Below are 19950 nucleotides of genomic sequence, written 5' to 3' on the forward strand. Positions count from 1 at the left end.
CGAAGAAGAAACTCATCGTCCGTCAGATGGATCGCCTTATTAAAACGATCCTATACCTTATAAAAACGAATCAACCATACTCGTATGAGCTGAGCCCTCATTCGAAGTAGGATTCGTCATTAACTATATTTTATCAGCCTTGAAAAAAAGTTTAAACCTTCAAGGTTTATTTAACTTGCCTAAAATCACTAAAATAAGGAGACTAAGGCATTAGTTTGGTGGTGAAAACCCTCGTCACTGAACTAATATCTTGTACTCATGTTTATGAATCATTGAATTAACAACATTACTATTGACAAGACGTAGAAAAAAAGACCAGAGCAATCCAAGAACAAAACACAAAGGGTTTTAAGGTTTTAATACATAAATATCTTTGAAAGCCTTGGATAAAAAAAAGTAGCGAACCAATGACATGATCAAAAAATATCAACAAGATAGAAACCGAAGCAAAAATCGTAAGACTCAAAACAAACATAAGTACCAGTATCCAACTAAAACAGTCTAAGCAAGAAAAAATAAGTACCGTACCCCAACAAAAAAGGGATTGTTGCACCACCCTAGGTCCTGTGGGGGTGGAGGGAATTCGCCGTCAGCCGCGAAATTTTCGTTTGCACGGCATGGGCCGTGCTTACGAAAAGACCCAGCTTTGAGATGTCCAAGGCGGTCTTCCTTGGATAGCTCAAAGTGGGTCCGCAGCGTTCCACGGCGCAATTCCCGGACCACACCAAATACTTCACACACAAAAATTAAACACAAAAAAAGCATCGAGCCAAAAACAAGCTCGATGCAAAAACAATTTCAACAAACCCTAACCCATATCAACATCAAGATCATCATCAGACCCATCAACAACATCTGAAACATCAGAATCGTCCATCGACTGAAGCGGATCAACATGTCGTACCGAATAAGCCAAGTAAATAACCAAACCGATAACCAACCAACCGGCATAATTCAAATAAGCGTTCAAAGGCAGATTGAATAGAAGGAATGCACAGACGATCATCGATAAAATCGGAATAGTATAACCAAATGGAACCTTAAAAGGTCTTTCAAGATCAGGTTGTTGTTTTCTTAACAAGATTACCATCAGTGAAATGAGGAAGAAGACACAGAGGGAACCAACATTAGCGAAAACCGCCAAGTTCTTGATGTCCAGTAATCCGGCACAAATGGCTGCGATCAAACCGATCAACCAGAGTGACTTGTTAGGACTACCAGTTTTTTCATTCAAGATCGATAGTTTCTTAGGTAGGAAACCACCACGGCTCATTGACATCATAATGTTGGATGATGCGTAGATAAACGCTAGCACAACTGCGATGATACCTAGGATGGCACCAGCGGCGATAATTTGTGCAGCGACATTATGTCCTTTTTCTAAAAGAACGAACGACATTGCTTCGGGAACGTTTAATTGATCATATTTGACGACACCTGTCATTACTAAACTAACGACAATATACATCAAAGTTGCTACGATCAAGGCTACCATCATTGCTCGTGGTAATGTTTTTTGCACATCTTTTACTTCTTCGGCTGAAGTTGCTAAGGCATCAAATCCTAAGAAAGCAAAGAATACAGTCGATGCTCCGGCAAAAATACCTTGAACACCGAAAGGTAGAAATGGAGTATAGTTGCTACGATCGATGTCCGCAAAACCTACTACTACGAATAAAATAATGATAGCTATTTTTACTAATACTAAAATATTATTTAATTGCTTACTTTCACTAGTACCCTTTGTCAAAATAAAAGTTACTAGAAAAATCATGATTACCGCTGGCAGATTAACGATTCCACCGTTAAACGGTGAATTAGCCAACGCATTAGGTAGATTTATTCCAAACTCAGCTAAGAACGAGTGAACGTAACCGGTCCATCCATTGGCAACGGTTGCTGTGGTAGTAATATAAACGCCTAGTAAAGTCCAACCGGCGAAAAAGGCGATTTTTTGACCGATGGTGGCCCACGCGTAAACATAGGCACTTCCGGAGTTCGGGATACTAGTGGTCAATTCTGAATAACATAATCCGATCAAGCCACTAGCTAAAGCGGCGATCAAGAATGAATAAACCACACCCGGTCCTGCATCGGTCGCTGCTACGATACCGGTCAGGACTAAGATACCTGTACCGATGATCGCACCAACACCTAAGATCGAAAGATCAAATAAACCTAAGGTCTTCTTTCGATCGCCTTTGTTGGCATTAGCTAGAAGAACGTTTATATCTATTTTGTCTTTCATGAGTTAACTGATTGCTGTGCTGGGAAAGGTGCATAAGGCAAGTCCAAACTTTCAGCTACAGCTTTTTCTGTTAATTTACCTTCAAAGGTATTAATTCCGGTAAGAATAGTGTTGTTCTTAGCTGCTTCGTTCAATCCTTTGTTAGCGATTTGAACTGCATAAGGGATAGTTGCACTTGAAAGTGCTTCTGTAGCTGTCTTAGGAACAGCACCAGGAATATTAGCTACAGTATAGTGGAGTACGTCGTGTGATACGAATACTGGATCGTCGTGAGTTGTTGCCTTAACACTAGTTTCAAAAATACCACCTTGGTCAATAGGAATATCTACGACTACTGATCCAGGTTCCATACTTGCGATCATTTCTTCTGATACTAACTTAGGAGCTGCAGCACCAGGGATCAATACGGCACCTACTACTAAGTCGGCTTTTTCAACACATTTTGCAATGTTGTGAGGGTTTGAGATCAACGTTTGTACTTTGCCATCAAAAATGTCTTCGATCTCAGCCAATCTTTGAGCATTAATATCTAAAATTGTTACGTTTGCTCCGAGTCCAACGGCGATCTTAGCAGCATTAAATCCTACTGTACCACCACCGATGATGGCTACTTCGCCACGTTTAACTCCGGGAACACCTGATAGAAGAAGTCCTTTTCCACCATTAACTTGTTCGAGGAAATGAGCTCCAACTTGAACTGACATTCTTCCGGCAATTTCACTCATTGGAACTAATAGTGGTAAGCCACCTCTAGGTCCAACCATTGTTTCATATCCAATTCCGGTTGTCTTTGCCTTCAATAGTTCTTCGGTCAGTTTCTTGTCAGCAGCTAAATGGAGATAAGTATAGATGATCAGATCTTCTCTGAAATACTTGTATTCTGCTTCTAATGGTTCTTTAACTTTTATAACCATATCGCAGTTCCAAGCATCTTGGGCTGACCCCATTTTTGCTCCCATTTCTTCATATTGTGAATTACTGTAACCGGAGCCAAGTCCTGCGTTGGTCTCAACTAAAACTTCGTGACCCGCATGAACCAAATTCGCTACACCAGCTGGTGTAATTCCGACACGCTCTTCGTGATTCTTAATTTCTTTTGGTATACCAATTCTCATGATGATGCCTCCTTAAATTATGAAATCGCTTGCTTATCACAATTTGAGTATAGCAAGATTTTATAAATTTCACAAATATTTTAGCTAGACAGATTATTAAATCGCTTTTAATTTTAGTTTTAATAATAGGCATCTTTGAATTGCATCGGTCACGGTTGAACGACAGCAATATATTATAAATTTCACAATCATTTTTTCGATTACACAAGCCAATTTATTTTGATATACCAATTATATTTTTAGTCAAAATCTTTCCCAATTGTAGTCAGGTAAATGTATAATAGGTCTAATAGTTTTTTGTAAAAATCGGAGGATCGAAATGCAAGAGAACACCAAGAAAATCAAAAAGACCATGAACAAAGGTTTCCTACTCGCACTTATTGCTTCTATTACTTGGGGTGTTTCAGGTGCCGTTCAACAAATCGTTGCTAAGGACATGAACATTCCCGCTATGTGGTTCGTTGGTGTTAGAACTATCGCTGCCGGCGTTATCTTATTAGCTGTCGCTTTGGTTGTATTACCTAAGAGCGAATTTTTCTCAATCTTCAAGTCCTGGAAAGAAACATTGACCTTATTTGCTTTTTCTATTTTTGGGCTATTTTTAAATATGTATACATTTTTCTACGCCATTCAACAAGGTAATGCTTCTACAGCAACTATCTTGCAGTACTTATCACCACTTTTCATCATGCTAGGATCGATCATCTTCATGCACAAAAAAGTTTTGCGTGTTGATATTATTTCCTTTGCATTAGCTTTGCTCGGAGTTGTTTTACTAATCACTCGGGGAGACTTTTCAAGACTAGCTATCCCCTTCTCATCAGTTCTTTGGGGAATCGGTAGTGGTGTAACGGCCGCTCTTTACGTGGTCATCCCACAACGTTTGATCGCCAAGCATAACGGATTATTAGTTACTGGTTGGGGAATGCTTTTTGCTGGAATTTTCTCCAACTTCTTCCACCCAGTTTGGGTCAACGTACCTCACCTTTCGAAAACTGGATTAATGGGTGTTATCGGTGTTATCTTACTAAGTAATGTTATTGCTTTCTTATTAATGGTATTCAGTACTAAATTTACAACAGCTGCTACTATCAGTATCACCGACGCCGTTCAACCTTTTACGACTTTAGTTTTAAGTGTCATGTTCCTATCGCTTTCAGTTAATTTCTGGGAGATCTTAGGTGCCGTGATCGTTATCGTAGCTATTTACGTATTGAACCGTTTTGACGAAACGACTGTGTAATTCAAAGGAGAACACTTTTTTATGAAAATATTTGCTTACGGAATTCGAGAAGACGAAAAGCCCTCATTAGAAAACTGGAAACAAGCAAATCCCGACATCGACGTTGATTTTACTAACGAAACTCTGACACCAGAGACAGCTAAACTAGCCACTGGTGCCAACGGTGTCGTAACTTTACAAACAACGCCCTATCAAAGAGAATCTCTCCAGATCCTCAGCGACTTAGGTATCAAAAGCATCTCGATCAGAAACGTTGGTTATGACAACTTTGACTTTCAAGACCTCAAAGATTTCGGGATCAAACTATCCAACGTCCCTGTCTACTCACCAAACGCCATCGCAGAACACGCCGTTTTATTGATCGGTCGTTTGATCAGAAGGATCCCTGAAGTTGATCAAAAATTCGACAACGGAGACTTCACATGGGCACCAACGATTGGTAAAGAATACCGTGAACAAACAGTAGGTGTCATTGGAACTGGCCACATTGGTAGAGTAGCCATCCAAATGCTACAAGGATTCGGCGCCAAAGTAATTGCCTACGATGTCTACAGAAATAAAGACATCGAAAAACATGGCCTCTACGTAGACACCTTGGAAGAGTTATACCAACAAGCAGATGTCATCACACTGCACGTTCCACTAACATCGGACAATGCCTACATGATCGACGAAAAAGCCATCGACCAAATGAAAGACGGAGTCTACATCGTCAACTGTGCCCGTGGTGAACTAATCAGCAATGACGCCTTGATCAAAGGATTAGACAGTGGCAAAATTGCCGGTGCCGGATTAGACGTCCTCGACCACGAAAACAACGTCTTCGGTCAAAAATGGGGTAGCATCAACAATCTACCCGATCCAACCATCAAGAATCTAGCAGAAAGAATCAACGTGATATTAACGCCACACAATGCTTTCTACACAGAAACAGCCATTCACAACATGATCGAGATTTCTTTCAATTCAAACAAAGATTTAATTGAAGGAAAAATTCCGGATACTTTGGTTTATTCTGCTAAGTAATTTGTTTAGTATGTGAGAGATTTAACTATGACCTGGTATGAACCATTTCTAACTGATATGACAGTTTTATTAGAAATAGTTTGTTGGGTAAGAATTTTTTAGAAAAATAATTTATTTTAAGTCGCTGGAAATGTCATCGTTTCAGCGACTTTTTGTATGGCTGAATATTAATTGTTTTAGCAAGGATGTAAGAGAGAAGAGCAGCCAGTAGCGTTTTGCTGAGTGCAGGTGTGCTAGAGGTGAGAGAGTTTTTAGCAGCCGAGAAGCGTTTTACTTGGCTGGATGTTGGTGATTTTTGGGTGGTTGGGTTAGTGGTAGTAGTTTGGTTTGAGGTTCATTGCCGACTCCGGGGCCCGGGGATACAGCCGCTGGAACGCTGCCGGCTCGATTGAAGCTATCCGGGAAGTTCACCCGGACATCTCCAATACGAACCTTCTTGTAAGCGATAAATCGCTAACAAGAATTTGGCGGCTGAGGGCTGTATCCCCGGGCCCCTCCGTCTAGATAGTGCAACAATCCCCCCCTTTGTGGATGAGGACCGAGTTTTTTTGATCAAATTGCCACTATTTGCGCGTCCTATGTTTTGCGGTCTATCTCAAATATCTTCCTTGCTAGTAAGTTCAAGTTCAAAAGAAAAGCCTTTTCAAAGAAGAATGAGTACATGTACTTGTCTGTTCAAAATAATCTAGATGCAATATTATGTAGACATGGGATTTGAAATGCAATGATCGATATATTTACTTACTTTTTTGTTCTAAGATATCCAATAGTTTTTATGAAATCACTTCGTAAAAACTTCGTATTTCATTATTTGAAACTGAAAGGAATACATCTAATGGCGGAAAACGAAAACCTTGAGGACTACTTAAAGAAACAGCTCCAAAATGGACAGTTTAAACAATATTTCGAAAATGAAACCACTAAACTGGAAATAGCAATATCACTAACAAAACTCCGTACGCAAGCAGGCCTCACCCAATCTGAATTAGCCTCTATTTCAAAGGTCCCTCAATCAACAATTGCGGAAATCGAATCAGGCAAGAATTCCAGTATTGATTCTTTATCAAAAATAGCCAGTGCTTTAGGAAAAAAAGTAAATATTAACTTCTCATAAAACAAAATATAATGAGCTCAAGTCCAATTGATGCCAACTACTAACAAAAATTTAATAGATAAACACCAGAACCAAAAATCCTAAGACTCAACAAATCCTAAGTACCTGAAAAAAATCCAAAACAGTTTCCTACTATAATAAATAAGTACCGTACCCCCACAAACAATTGATGTTTCACTAACCTAGGACCTGTGGAGGGTGGAGGGAATTCGCCGTCAGCCGCGAAATTTTCGTTTGCACGGCATGGGCCGTGCTTACGAAAAGACCCAGCTTTGAGATATCCAAGGCGGTCTTCCTTGGATAGCTCAAAGTGGGTCCGCAGCGTTCCACGGCGCAATTCCCGGAACCCTCCACAGGTCCGGCAATGAACCACCACCCAACCTACAACCTCAAAAAAACATCAAACACAAAAAAACACCGAAGAAAAGCTCCTTCGGTGTTTTTTAATGTAGAGGTCTGTTTCAAGGTCCAAGATCTGAATTTTCTCTTATCTTGGGCCTTGACGAATGGCTTAAGCCATTACTCCTCCATCGTAGCGAATTTCTCTTTGATCGTGTTAGCTGAATTTTGGAGTTTAGCCTCTTCTTCTTCAGTTAACTTCAAATCATTTAGATATTCGATTCCGTTTTTGCCAACAACTGCTGGTTGACCAAGATAAGTATCGTACTTTTCATTGTATGAAGATACGGGACATTCTAGTTGCGAGTCAGAGATTACTGATTGTGCTAATTTTACGGCACAAGTTGCGATCCCGAAACTGGTGTAGCCTTTTCCGGAATGGATTGCCCAACCGCCTCGTCTGATTTGTTCTTCGAGATCATCAAAGTCTAAGTCTTTGCCGTTTTCTGCGGCGTATTCTTCGATTGGATGATTGTTGATCGTTACGGTTGACCAAGCTACGAATTGTGATTCACCGTGTTCACCTAGAACGTATCCACCAACGTTTTTATAGTTGGTGCCGAAGTTTTCGGCGACAATCCGTTGCATTCTAGCTGTGTCCAAGAATGTTCCGGTTGCCATGCACTGCTCTCTCGTGAAGCCAGCGGCTCTTTGTAGATAGTGAGCAATAGCATCGCACGGGTTCATTGTATCGACTAAGACACCATCAAAGCCTGATTCGGCGATTTTTGGTGCGATATCCTTAACGATTTCTCTAGTGTATTCGAATTCTGCCCAACGGTTACCAGAGTTGTTGTCTAGTGCGTGGATATTTCCTGCTGTGACGAACAAGACGTCTGCGTCACTCAATTCAGAATAATCTTGGACCTTAATAGTTGTGGAAGTGTCCAATCTTGCTTGACAGTCCTCAAGGTCTAGTTGTTCTGCGACCGCTTTTGCTTCATTAGAATCAATCAAGACTAATTCATCGGCGATCCCTTTCGTTACTAATGTATATGCTACGGTCACACCAACGTGACCAACTCCGATTATTCCAAATTTTCTCATTTTTCTATCCTCGCTTTTTAAAAATTAAATTATTCTACTCGTTGTACCCATCCTTCAGGAGCTTCGACGGTACCGAATTGGATACCTGTTAATGTGTCATAAAGTTTCTTAGTTACAGGACCTACTTCTGTTTCACTGTAGAAGACATGAAGTTTACCATTGTGTTCCAAACCACCGAGTGGTGATATTACGGCAGCTGTACCACAGGCACCGGCTTCAGCGAATTGATCAAGATCGTTAACATCGATTCTTTCTTCTGAAGCACCTAGGCCTAAGCGGTTCTTAGCGAGCCAGAGCAATGAATACTTTGTAACACTAGGTAAAATTGAAGGTGACTTAGGAGTCTTGAAGACGCCATCTTTAGTAATACCAAAGAAGTTAGCTGATCCAACTTCTTCAATGTACTTATGTTCAACTGGGTCTAAGTAGACACAGTCAGCAAAGCCATTTTCGTGAGCATTTTCTGCGGGAAGTAAACTAGCAGCGTAGTTACCACCAACTTTAGCTTGACCAGTACCTTTGTGTGCGGCACGATCATAAGCTGAAGTTGTGAAGTTAACTGGTGTAAGTCCACCCTTGAAGTAGTTACCTACTGGCATTGCGAAAATTGTGAAGATGTATTCTGGTGCTTGGTGAACGCCGATTACGCCACCTGTACCGATAATCAATGGTCTGATGTATAATGTTCCTCCATTTCCGTATGGTGGAACAAAATCTGCATTTGCTTTAGCGACTTGTTTGACCGCGTCAACGAACTTGTCTTCTGGGAAGACTGGCATCAAGAGTCTTTCACAAGATCTCTTGAATCTAGCTGCGTTTTGATCTGGTCTGAACAATTGAATATGGTTATCAGGAGTTCTATATGCTTTCATACCTTCGAAGGCTGATTGACCATAGTGGAGAACTGGTGAAGCTTCACTGATATGCAATGTACTATCTTCAGTAAGGCCACCCTCTTGCCATTCGCCGTCTTTCCAATGGGCTGTGTAACGATAAGGTAAGTCCATATATTCAAATCCAAGATTATTCCAATCTAATTTTGATGCATCTGCTTTTGCCATGTGATTATCTCCTCTTACATTAAAAAATTTCACTCATTTCTAAAAAACAAAAAAGATGGCCACGTTGAATAGATCAACTTGGCCATCTTCATTAGTCACCTTCTCAATTTTCCAAACATCGAATTGGGGAGTCTCCAACAAAGTCCAAGTTGATATGCAAAATAATCACGACAATAATAATAGCTAGCAAGATATTGAACATTGTTGGTACCTCCTAAAATTTTTGCTTAGATTAGAGAAAAATTAGAACTAAGTTGTGTTTATAGTATAGCCACCCTTTATATTTGTCAATAATTATTTCAAATTTTTTTGATCCATCTGGAGCCATTTAATGAAGGAAAATTTTTTAAAAAAGTTTCTATCGTTGATACATCAGTATTAAAACGGCTAGATCATTGGATTTTCAGGCAGTCGCTAGTCATGAATTAAAATAAAATTATTTGATGAGTTTTTAATTTAAATAACTTGACATTTTATAATTTAAATTTAATAATGCTGTCATTAACTCAGGAGGCGTATATTTATGAAATACACAGTACTAGGTGCAGGCGCAATGGGCCTGCGATACGGAATTTTACTACAGGAGGCCGGCTTCGATGTCGACTTTGTTGAGATCTGGGATCCACAAATTGAAAAAATTCGTGAACAAAATGGTGTTTACGTATCTCGTGACCACGAGAACAAGCATCTAGTGCCCGTCAAAATATATACACCTGAAGAATACAAAGGTGACCCCGACGTTTGGATTGTCTTCACTAAACAAATGCAATTAGCAGACGCCCTAAAACGAACAGCCCATGCATTCAAAGACCATCAATACGTAGTTTCCCCGATGAACGGAATGGGACACATCGACAAATTGAACAACTACTTTGACCAGCAAAAGATCATCGGTGGAACAGCCTTGATTGGAACAGTCTTAAACGGCCCTGGTGACGTCGACTTCATCGGTGCCAAAGGTGCCGGCAGCATGAAAATGGCCAACGAAACCGAAAAGCCCGACGAAACAACCAATCAAATCGTAGAAGACTTCACCAAAGCGAATCTAAACCCAACATTGACCACAAACTTCCTAGGAACCTTAATGGCCAAAGTAATCTTCAACTCAGTAGTAAACACATTATGTACCATGTTCGAGATCCAAATGGGAGAATTCATCCAATCCCCAGTAGCAGAAAAACTAGGCCGTCAATTAATCAACGAAGCCTTCGACGTCTGCGAAAGAGCCAACATCAAGTTATTGAACTCTCGTGAAGAAGAATGGCAAACAGTAAAATTTGTAAGCACAACAACAAATCCATTACACTACCCTTCAATGTATCAAGACATGTCCAAAGGTAGAAACACAGAAGTAGACTACATCAACGGCTACATCTACGAACTAGGTCTAAAGTATCACTATGAAGCAACAACCCATGACTACTTAAGAAACTTAGTCCACCTAGCAGAATTCTCAAGAGACTTCGACCCAGAAACCTTAGAAAAAGAAGTCCAACAAGCAGCCAATAAATAAAAAACATTAAAAAAAAGCAGGGTAAGGGAAATTCCGCCCAAAAATAAAAAAATAGGCGACTGATGAAAATCAGGCGTCTATTTTTTAAGCAAAATTTGAAAAATTTTGCGGTTCATTAAGTTGTTTAACGGTTTTGACTTTGGTCTTGGTCTTGGTCTTATATATTTTAACGTGGGAAAAAATCAACAAGGTAGATCAAGAAACCAAAATCTCAAGACAGGAAAAACAATAGACACCACTATTCAACTAAACCAATCAACCGATGTAAAAATAAGTACCGTACCCCACACCAACATAAGATGTTTGTACCAACCTAGGTCCTGTGGGGGTGGAGGGAATTCGCCGTCAGCCGCGAAATTTTCGTTTGCACGGCATGGGCCGTGCTTACGAAAAGACCCAGCTTTGAGATGTCCAAGGCGGTTTCCCTTGGATAGCTCAAAGTGGGTCCGCAGCGTTCCACGGCGCAATTCCCGGAACCCCCACAGGACCGGCAGTGAACCCCCACCCCAAAAACAACATACAATTAAAAATGACATTCCAAACAAAAAAGCGTTAAAATTAAAATATTAGAAAATATTAATTTTTCAAAAAAACAAACATCTACCGAAAGAAGGATTGACATGAAAATTTACCTATATGGTATTCGTGAAGACGAAAAAGGCTACTTAAAAGAATGGGACGAAGCCCATCCTGACGTAGACATCGACTACACAGACAAAATTTTTACAGCCGAAACAGCTGAACTAGCCAAAGGTGCCGATGGAGTCGTTATGGTCCAAACTCAACCATACGAACGTGAAGGATTAAAAAAATTGCATGATTTTGGCATCAGCAAAATCTCCGTCAGAAACGTTGGTTTAGACGGATTTGATTTCCAAGACTTACGTGATTTTGATTTTTCATTAACTTACGTTCCCGTTTACTCGCCTAACGCGATTGCCGAACATACTACCGGCTTGATCCTCCGTCTGCTCAGACGTGTTCCAGAATTCGACAAGAAATTTGCCAACGCCGACTTCAGATGGTTCCCAACCATTGGTGAAGAAATTCATGGCAAAACTGTTGGTGTTATTGGAACTGGACACATTGGTTCAGTTGTCGTTCGTATCATGATGGCCATGGGTGCTAAGGTCATTGCTTACGATATCGACCCTAACCCTGCCCTTGAAAACTTGGGCATTTACAAAGAAACTTTGGATGAAGTCCTCGAAGAGTCCGATATCATCACTATCCACACCCCATTGGCTAAAAAAGATATCCACATGATCGACAAAGCTGCCTTCGACAAGATGAAAGATGGTGCGATCTTCATCAACGCTGCTCGTGGTGGTCTAGTTGATACCGATGCTTTGATTGCTGCTCTAGACAGTGACAAATTAGGCGGTGCTGGACTCGATGTGCTCGAATGCGAAAATGATGTTTTCCAAAAGAAATTCGACAAGATAGAAGATGTTAAAGATCCTCAATTCCAAGCATTGATCAATCGTGACAATGTCATCATCACACCACATACTGCCTTTTACACGACAACTGCCGTTCACAACATGATTTTTGACTCACTCAACGACAACCTCAAAATGTTGTCAGGTCAAAAGCCTAAGTACCCAGTTGATATTTCAGCAGAATAATTTTTTCAAAACAGCTGTTGACAAAATATTTTTTCAGTCGTATATTTATCACCAATCAATTAAAACTTATTTAACTTTATTAGACGTTGAAGAGAAGAGTAGGATTTCCTAGTAGTTTGAAGCGACCGTCAGACAGTGAAAGGACGGAACGAACGAAAATCTGAACATGAGCTCAGAGTCTTACCCACGGTGCAAGCCAAAGGTACGCAAGGATGCGATATCATCCCGGACATGTTAGTGTCGTTGAGGTGTTTTATGTGAGTAAAACACGAATTAGGGTGGTATCACGGGAAATCGTCCCTACAATTTTGAAGTACATTTACTTCGTTATTGTAGGGGCGATTTTTGTTTTACCAAGAAGCCATAGGCTTCTTGGTAAAACACTGGTGGCATCGAAGATGCCAGGAGTTTCCGATTGAAAAGAAACAGAATACTTCCTGAAACTTTGAATGGAGCAACTAAAACTTCTAAGCAACCCACCACCAATACAAAACCCCACCAACCACATCCAACAAAGCTAAATAACAACAACCACACAGGAGGAACAACAATATGACTATCACAAGACAAAAATTAGGATTTCAACACGTAGGAAGTTTTTTAAGACCAGCTGAACTTAAACAAGCTAGAAAAGATTTCGCTGACAACAAGATCGATCAAGATCAACTTCGTGCTATCGAAGATGAAGCTATCACTCATTTGATCGAACAACAAAAAGAAGCTGGCCTTTCATATGCGACTGACGGTGAATTCAGACGTTCATATTGGCACTTGGATTTCTTCTGGGGCTTCGAAGGTGTTAAACATACTAACATCGGTTTAGGATACGACTTTTCAAATGGACGTTCACGTGACGACACAGCTGTCCTGACCGACAAGATCAGTTTCAACGCTGACACACATCCCTTCATCAAGGACTTCAAATTTACGAAAGCCGTGACTGACGATATCGGTGGCATCTTACCTAAGCAAACGATTCCCGCACCAGCACAGCTTTATCGCGAACTAACTCGTGGCGAAAACCAAGAGGCACTCGACCGGATCTATCCAGACAAGGAAGAATTTTATCAAGATGTTGAAAAAGCTTATCACGATGCTATTTTAGCTTTTTACAATGAAGGCGCTCGGGTCATCCAATTGGACGATTGTTCATGGGGTCGCTTGCTCGACAAGAAATTCTTAGCTAGTGACGAAGGCAAAAAATTAGTTGCCGAAAATGTCCAAGACATCTACTTGAAACTTAACAACGGTGCAATTGCTGATCTACCAGATGACTTAACGATTTATACTCACGTCTGTCGTGGTAACTTCCACTCAAGTTTCTTATTCTCAGGTGGTTACGACAACGTCGCCGACAACTTGTTCGGTAAAGAAAATGTCGATACTTATTTCCTCGAATACGATTCAGATCGTGCCGGAAGTTTCGCTCCACTAGCAAAAGTTTCTGGTGACAAGCGTGTCGTTTTAGGCTTAGTAACTACTAAAGACGGCAAACTTGAAGACCGCAACGTCATCATCGACCGCATCAAAGAAGCCAGCCAATACTTGCCACTCGACAGATTATGGCTTTCAACTCAATGTGGTTTTGCTTCCACCGAAGAAGGTAACGTCATTACTGAAGACCAACAATGGGAAAAATTAAAATTAGTTAAATCGATCCAAGACGAAGTTTGGGGATAACGCATAGGAGGACAATACTTATGACACTTACAAAACAAAAAATCGGATTCCAACACGTAGGAAGTTTTTTAAGACCAAATGGTTTAAAGCAAGCACGCCGTGCTTTTGAAGATGGCTTTTTAACCCGTAAAGATCTCACTGAGATCGAAGACGAGGCTATCAAAGACTTGATCATCAACCAAAAAGCTGCAGGTTTGAAGTATGTCACTGATGGCGAATTTCGTCGTTCATATTGGCATCTCGACTTTTTCTGGGGCTTTGAGGGTGTGGAACACATTCATTACGGCGAAGGTTATCATTTTGCTCATGAAGAAACTCGTGACGACACGGCTCGACTCGAAGGCAAGATCAGCTTTAATCCTATCACCCACCCTTTCATCCGTGATTTTGATTTTGTAAAGTCCGTGACTGACCAAGTTGGTGGAGTCCTACCTAAGCAAACCATCCCTGCTCCATCACAGCTTTATATTGAATTGATTCGTGGTGAAAACTTACAAAAAGTTAACGAGTTTTATCCTGATCAAAACGACTTGATCCATGATATTCAAAAAGCTTATCATTACGCGATCATTGCTTTTTACGATGAAGGCGCACGCGTGATCCAACTGGATGATTGTTCTTGGGGCCTATTCCTCGATGAAGACTTTTTGAAAACTGAAGATGGCAAAGCTTATGCCAACTCCGGTATCCAAGAGACTTTCATTGAATTGAACAACGGCGCCTTACAAGATCTTCCCGATGATTTAACGATCAACACGCACGTTTGTCGTGGCAACTACCACTCTGACTTCGCTTTTTCCGGTGGCTATGAACCAGTCGCAGCCGAATTGTTCGCTAAAGAAAATGTTAATTCGTACTTTTTGGAATACGACTCTAGCCGTGCCGGTGGTTTCGAACCACTAGCAAAAGTCTCCGGTGATAAAAATGTTGTCTTGGGCTTGATCACTAGTAAATCCGGTGAACTAGAAGAACGACAAGATATCATCGACCGGATCCATGAAGCTAGCCAGTACATTTCTTTAGACCGCCTCTGGCTTTCAACTCAATGTGGCTTTGCTTCCACCGAAGAAGGCAATGTTTTGAGTGAAAAACAGCAGTGGGATAAGTTAAAATTAGTTAAATCGATCATTGATGAAGTTTGGAAGTAATCACTATTGAAAACGCTTTCATAATATGTTATAAAGAACATAGGGAATAGAATACGTTATCTATGTTTGGAGGCGTTTATATATGTGGAACTTGATTGCAGATATTTTCAACGGAATTGTAGATTACACAATCAAATTTGACTGGGGATTCCACGATGATGACGACAAGTAACTTACAAATTCGTAAGACAAATGTAAGTAAAACAAATGTATAAGTACGGCCAAAAACTTTAGTATATTTTTCAGGAGGTAACAACCAAATGAAAAGTCTACTAAAGTTTTTATTTATCGCAGCATTAATAATTGGGGGTTCATACGTCGGGGCATGTGTTTACACCAAGGATAAAACCGACCAATTCTCACAAGCACTAGGCCAATACAACTTCCTAGTGAAACGTGAGCCATTATACGTCAAGATCGACAACACCAACGCCAAAGATGAAGACGGCTACGGCAATTACGAATACAACCTAACCAGCTACGACAAAGAAGGAAACGCCCACAAATCCAGCTTCACCGGCATGGGAAAGCTAAAGCAAGACCACTACTTAGAATTAGACACTAAGGGTGCTTATGTTTACACGTATAAAGAAACATTTCCGAATAAAATGCCGGAAAAAGTTGCTGAAAAACTCGTAAAATAGAGAGCGCAGCGAGGTTGGTCAGCTGCTGAGGATTAAAAAGCAGAGAGTGGAGGCACACGGGTAGCTGCTGAGGATTAACGCGGGTGGTCGAACAAGGTGCGACGAAGTCGTGCCTCGACCACCTGTGTTAACCGGAGGCCGCTGTGTGCCGGAACTCGTTTTCGCATACTTGAGGATAAAGGTAAAAAGCACTACCCCAATTTCAGCAAGTCTAGCTAACAAAGATTGAAGATTATATTTTATCTGAAGCAGTGCCGCGACTACATGTGTTAACCGGAGACAGCTACCTCGCGGAGCTCGTTTTCACATCAGAGAGTGGAAGGCAACGGTCAGCTGCTGAGGATTTAGGGACTATGGACAAAGAGGTGCTGCGGAGCAGTTCCTGTCCATAGTTTCTAAACCGGAGGCCGCTGTTGCCTGGAACTCGTTTTCACATCCTTGAGGATAAAGCTAAAAGACACTATCCAACCTGCTGCAAAATTAACCAGCAAAATTGGATAGTGTTTTTTTGCGTTGAATTCAGAAATAATGAGTAGTTGTTATATTTGTTGGTTGTATAATGTATTTACTTGTATTTATCTGATCAAGCAATTATAATGTATTCACTAGTAAGCACAAGGAGGGATATCATGCAAGATCTTAAAACTAGAAAACAAGGTAATTCAATAACAGTTACTATTCCAAAAGAATTCGGCATTGGTCCAGGTGTCTCAGTAAGACCTAAGAAAACTTCCAACGGATTTTCTTATGAGCTAGTTGATAATAAGGATGACTTCTTTGATTTTTCATCAAATATCCTGGCCGATGTGATTGATGATGGATTCCAAGGTAAAGATATACTCCATGAATTCGATAAACGAAAAGCCATGATTGACAAAGCGGTTAACAATTTAGGTAATGACGTTTCCGCTGACGAATACTCTGAAAATCGGGCAAGACAAGAATTTGGTTTATAACATTGCACTTTCTAAACATGTTCAGAAAGCCTTGAAAAAAATCAAGAACAAACAATTGGCCAATAAGTATTTAGATTGTATTTACAAAGTCATAGCTCTTGAGCCCGAAAGTGGGACAATGAAACAAGGAAACCTGCACGATCTTTATACCCAATCATTTACATACCAAAAAACAAATTATCGTGTAGCTTATACCATTAAAGATGACACATTAATTATTGTCATCTTGATTGGGTCCCACGAAAACTTTTATAAGGAATTACGACGAAAGATTTTTGATTAATCGAAAAAAAATTATTACAAAAAGGGCATTCCGCAAATTGCGAATGCCCTTTTTGACTGCATATTCAATTCAAAAACTTTTCAAATAACAACCATCATTCCGAAATCAAATCTCTCAAAGCCTGCCCCGTCCGCGATTCAGGATCTTTCAAACTATCCTCAGGACTACCTTCAAAGCAAACCTGACCACCATACTTACCAGCATCAGGTCCCATATCAACTAGCCAGTCAGCCTGCGAGATCAGCTTCAAATTGTGCTCGATCAAAATCAAAGTATTACCCTTATCGACCAAACTTTCAAACAAGTCGATCAATCTTTGCGTATCGTTCAAATGCAAGCCAGTCGTAGGTTCATCCAAGAAATAAATACTTCCCGTATGATCCAATTCCATCGCCAACTTAACTCGCTGAACCTCACCACCAGACAAAGTCGTCATTGACTGACTCAGATTCAAATATCTAAGTCCCACTTGATGCAGCAAACTAACTTTTTTATAAATGTTAGGAACATCTTGGAAAAAGTCGAGTGTATCGTTGATCGACAAGTTCAGCACTTCAGCAATGTCTTTACCGTGATACTTGTATTGCAAAGCTTCTTGGCTGTATCGCTTACCGTGACAAAGTTCGCACTCTTGAACGACCGGATCCATAAAAGCCATTTCGGTGATCATCACGCCCTTACCCTTACATCTAGGACAAGCACCCTTGCCGTTATAAATGAACAACTGGGTGGAAACTCCGTCATTTGCTTTACTAAAAAGCTTTCGTAGTGGATTCAAGATATTTAAATACGTAGCTGGCGTTGAACGAATATTGATTCCAACGGAATCCTGACTAAGGTCAATGTAGTCTTGATCAGCGACTTGTTGTTTGAAGGCGTGAACTAGCGTACTCTTCCCAGAACCCGCAGGACCAGAAACCACCGTCATCACACCTTGCGGGATCTTAGCTGAGACATTTTCTAAGTTATGCGATGTTACATTCTCAACCGATAACCACGATGTCGGCTTACGAGATGGACGGAAAGAAATTTTTTCTCGCAACATTTTTCCTGTGATCGTATCAGACTTCAATAGTTCAGGATAAGTGCCCGTAAACGTGACTCGACCACCATTTTTACCAGCTTGCGGGCCCATTTCGACCACGTAATCGGCCGCTGATATAATTGCTGGATTGTGATCGACCAAAACAATCGTGTTTCCTTGTTCTTTCAATTTTTTCAAAGACTTAGTGATCAACTGAATATCATGTGGATGAAGCCCAACACTAGGTTCATCTAAAACGTAAACCAAATCTGATAGCGAACTAGTCAAATACTTGGCGATCTTGATCCGTTGAGCTTCCCCGCCGGACAATGTATCAGTCCCGCGACCGAGTGATAAATAGCCTAAACCAATATCGACTAGAGCTTGGATCTTACTACGAAGTTCCCGGACCATCGTCTTAGCCTTAGGATCAGAAATACTATCCAAAAACTTCAACACATTCACAAGATCCATGTCACTTACTTCAGCGATATTTTTCCCCTCGATCTTACCGGTCAAAGCTTTTTTGTTCAGACGAGTCCCATGACAAACTGGACAAGGTCTGCGTGTGACAATTTTCGACAAAGCAGCTTCATGATGCCGACCTGAAGCACTGTGGATGACTGACCTCAACATCCGTGGAACTAAGCCTTCATATTGAGCCGTTCGAGCCCATTGAGCAGGCGGATTTTTTAATTTTTGACGTGGTGCATGCATAAACATTTCATATTCTTCATCAGAATAATCCTTGATCTTCTTATCAAGATCAAACAAACCACTATTACCGTACTCTTTCCAGCGCCAAGTACCGGGATGAAATCCAGTAAAAGTCATAGCTCCTTCATTCAAAGATTTCTCAGGATCGATCAGCTGACTCTCATCAACATCGTCAACAAATCCCAAACCTTGACACTCGGGACACATCCCTTGAGGCAAGTTAAAAGAAAACCACTCTGAATAACCAACCCAAGGTTGCCCGATTCGAGAAAACATCAACCGCAAAACCGAATAGATACCAGTGTAAGTAGCCAAAGTAGAACGAGAATTACGACCGATCGGCTTCTGCTCAACCACAATAGCCACCGGCAAATGATCGATCTCGCCAACCTCAGGCTGACCATACTTAGGCAAATACTGCTGAGTAAAACTAGGAAAAGTCTCATTCAACTCCCGCCGAGAAACAGCAGCCATAGTATCAAAAACCAAAGAAGACTTACCAGACCCAGACAACCCAGCAAAAACCGTAGTCTGATGCTTAGGAATATCCAAACTAACATCCACAAGATTATTCTCAGAAGCTCCACGAATAGAAATAGCCCCGTCAGCAAACAAATCAGTCATATAATCCTCCTTAAAAAATCAGCAAAATAAATCAAATAATGAATCAATACTATAAATTAAATGTTACATCATCCAACAAAAATGAACCAACCAAACCCCTCAAAAGAAAGAATTTTGAACAAAAAAAAGGCCAGAAGGTGAAACCGACTGGCCGGAAAAATAAAACTAAGTATATAACCACTAATCTGACTTAAGCACTAAGGGTTTGATCTAGAATCTTGAACTAGGACCTTGAACTAGGGCCTTGAATTAGGGATTTGAACTAGGGATTTGAACAAGGGTTTGAACAAAACTATAACAACAAAACAACCAACAACGCGCCCACCCCACAAAAAAATACTAAGCTTAGAGGCATAGAAGTTACCCGACGGGGTGCTCCTATGCCTCTATTACTTTATAGTGGTAGTGAAGACAGGCCGTACTCTTTTTTGGTCCTTGAGACCGTACCCAAAAATGGCTGCTTCACTTGTTTTAGTCAAT

15 protein-coding genes are annotated in these 19950 nt (G+C 40.7%); 10 read left to right on the forward strand and 5 right to left on the reverse strand.

Annotation, left to right across the window (positions count from 1 at the left end; all coding sequences use genetic code 11):
* Positions 1-808: 808 nt before the first annotated feature.
* Both EKM69_RS10850 and ald read right to left on the reverse strand, forming a co-directional pair.
* Positions 809-2248, reverse strand: coding sequence for an APC family permease (locus tag EKM69_RS10850; RefSeq protein WP_125710976.1), 1440 nt, complete (start codon positions 2246-2248; stop codon positions 809-811).
* Entirely contained in the window at positions 2245-3363 is a 1119-nt protein-coding gene (ald, locus tag EKM69_RS10855) for an alanine dehydrogenase (protein ID WP_125710978.1), read from the reverse strand. Before ald ends, EKM69_RS10850 begins: the two co-directional genes overlap by 4 nt.
* A 280-nt stretch (positions 3364-3643) precedes the next feature.
* Between ald and EKM69_RS10860 the strand changes: the two genes are divergently transcribed.
* The 3 genes from EKM69_RS10860 to EKM69_RS10870 all read left to right on the forward strand — a co-directional run bounded on the left by EKM69_RS10860 (position 3644) and on the right by EKM69_RS10870 (position 6746).
* Positions 3644-4606, forward strand: coding sequence for a DMT family transporter (locus EKM69_RS10860; protein WP_263853856.1), 963 nt, complete (start codon positions 3644-3646; stop codon positions 4604-4606).
* Positions 4607-4627: 21 nt separating this feature from the next.
* On the forward strand, positions 4628-5632 hold the full coding sequence (locus EKM69_RS10865; RefSeq protein WP_125710982.1) for a D-2-hydroxyacid dehydrogenase: 1005 nt from the start codon (positions 4628-4630) through the stop codon (positions 5630-5632).
* An 835-nt stretch (positions 5633-6467) separates the two neighbouring features.
* Entirely contained in the window at positions 6468-6746 is a 279-nt protein-coding gene (locus EKM69_RS10870; protein ID WP_125710984.1) for a helix-turn-helix domain-containing protein, read from the forward strand.
* Positions 6747-7265: 519 nt separating this feature from the next.
* Here the strand turns inward: EKM69_RS10870 and EKM69_RS10875 are convergent.
* Entirely contained in the window at positions 7266-8192 is a 927-nt protein-coding gene (locus EKM69_RS10875) for an L-lactate dehydrogenase (protein ID WP_125710986.1), read from the reverse strand.
* A 29-nt stretch (positions 8193-8221) separates the two neighbouring features.
* Entirely contained in the window at positions 8222-9253 is a 1032-nt protein-coding gene (locus tag EKM69_RS10880; protein ID WP_125710988.1) for a branched-chain amino acid aminotransferase, read from the reverse strand.
* Positions 9254-9776: 523 nt separating this feature from the next.
* On the opposite strand from EKM69_RS10880, the gene EKM69_RS10885 reads away from it, so the two are divergent.
* From EKM69_RS10885 to EKM69_RS10915, 7 genes are all read left to right on the forward strand, one after another.
* A complete protein-coding gene (locus tag EKM69_RS10885) occupies positions 9777-10766 on the forward strand; it encodes a ketopantoate reductase family protein (protein ID WP_125710989.1) in 990 nt (329 codons plus the stop codon).
* A 620-nt stretch (positions 10767-11386) separates the two neighbouring features.
* Positions 11387-12394: a D-2-hydroxyacid dehydrogenase gene (locus EKM69_RS10890; protein ID WP_125710991.1), complete on the forward strand. Its 1008-nt coding sequence runs from the start codon at positions 11387-11389 to the stop codon at positions 12392-12394.
* 552 nt (positions 12395-12946) lie between these two features.
* Positions 12947-14074 (forward strand): 5-methyltetrahydropteroyltriglutamate--homocysteine S-methyltransferase, encoded by a 1128-nt coding sequence (locus tag EKM69_RS10895; protein WP_125710994.1) that lies wholly within the window; start codon positions 12947-12949, stop codon positions 14072-14074.
* Between the two features lie 20 nt (positions 14075-14094).
* Complete coding sequence (locus EKM69_RS10900; protein ID WP_125710996.1) at positions 14095-15222, forward strand: 5-methyltetrahydropteroyltriglutamate--homocysteine S-methyltransferase; 1128 nt, start codon at positions 14095-14097, stop codon at positions 15220-15222.
* 260 nt (positions 15223-15482) lie between these two features.
* On the forward strand, positions 15483-15866 hold the full coding sequence (locus EKM69_RS10905; RefSeq protein WP_125710998.1) for a YxeA family protein: 384 nt from the start codon (positions 15483-15485) through the stop codon (positions 15864-15866).
* Between the two features lie 629 nt (positions 15867-16495).
* Positions 16496-16822 (forward strand): AbrB/MazE/SpoVT family DNA-binding domain-containing protein, encoded by a 327-nt coding sequence (locus EKM69_RS10910; protein WP_125711000.1) that lies wholly within the window; start codon positions 16496-16498, stop codon positions 16820-16822.
* Complete coding sequence (locus tag EKM69_RS10915; protein WP_125711002.1) at positions 16764-17105, forward strand: type II toxin-antitoxin system RelE/ParE family toxin; 342 nt, start codon at positions 16764-16766, stop codon at positions 17103-17105. Before EKM69_RS10910 ends, EKM69_RS10915 begins: the two co-directional genes overlap by 59 nt.
* Before the next feature lie 94 nt (positions 17106-17199).
* Here EKM69_RS10915 and EKM69_RS10920 read toward each other — a convergent pair whose 3' ends face one another.
* Complete coding sequence (locus EKM69_RS10920) at positions 17200-19470, reverse strand: ATP-binding cassette domain-containing protein (RefSeq protein WP_125711004.1); 2271 nt, start codon at positions 19468-19470, stop codon at positions 17200-17202.
* Between the last annotated feature and the right edge of the window lie 480 nt (positions 19471-19950).

The organism is Companilactobacillus zhongbaensis (assembly GCF_003946515.1).
Taxonomy (GTDB): Bacteria; Bacillota; Bacilli; order Lactobacillales; family Lactobacillaceae; genus Companilactobacillus; species Companilactobacillus zhongbaensis.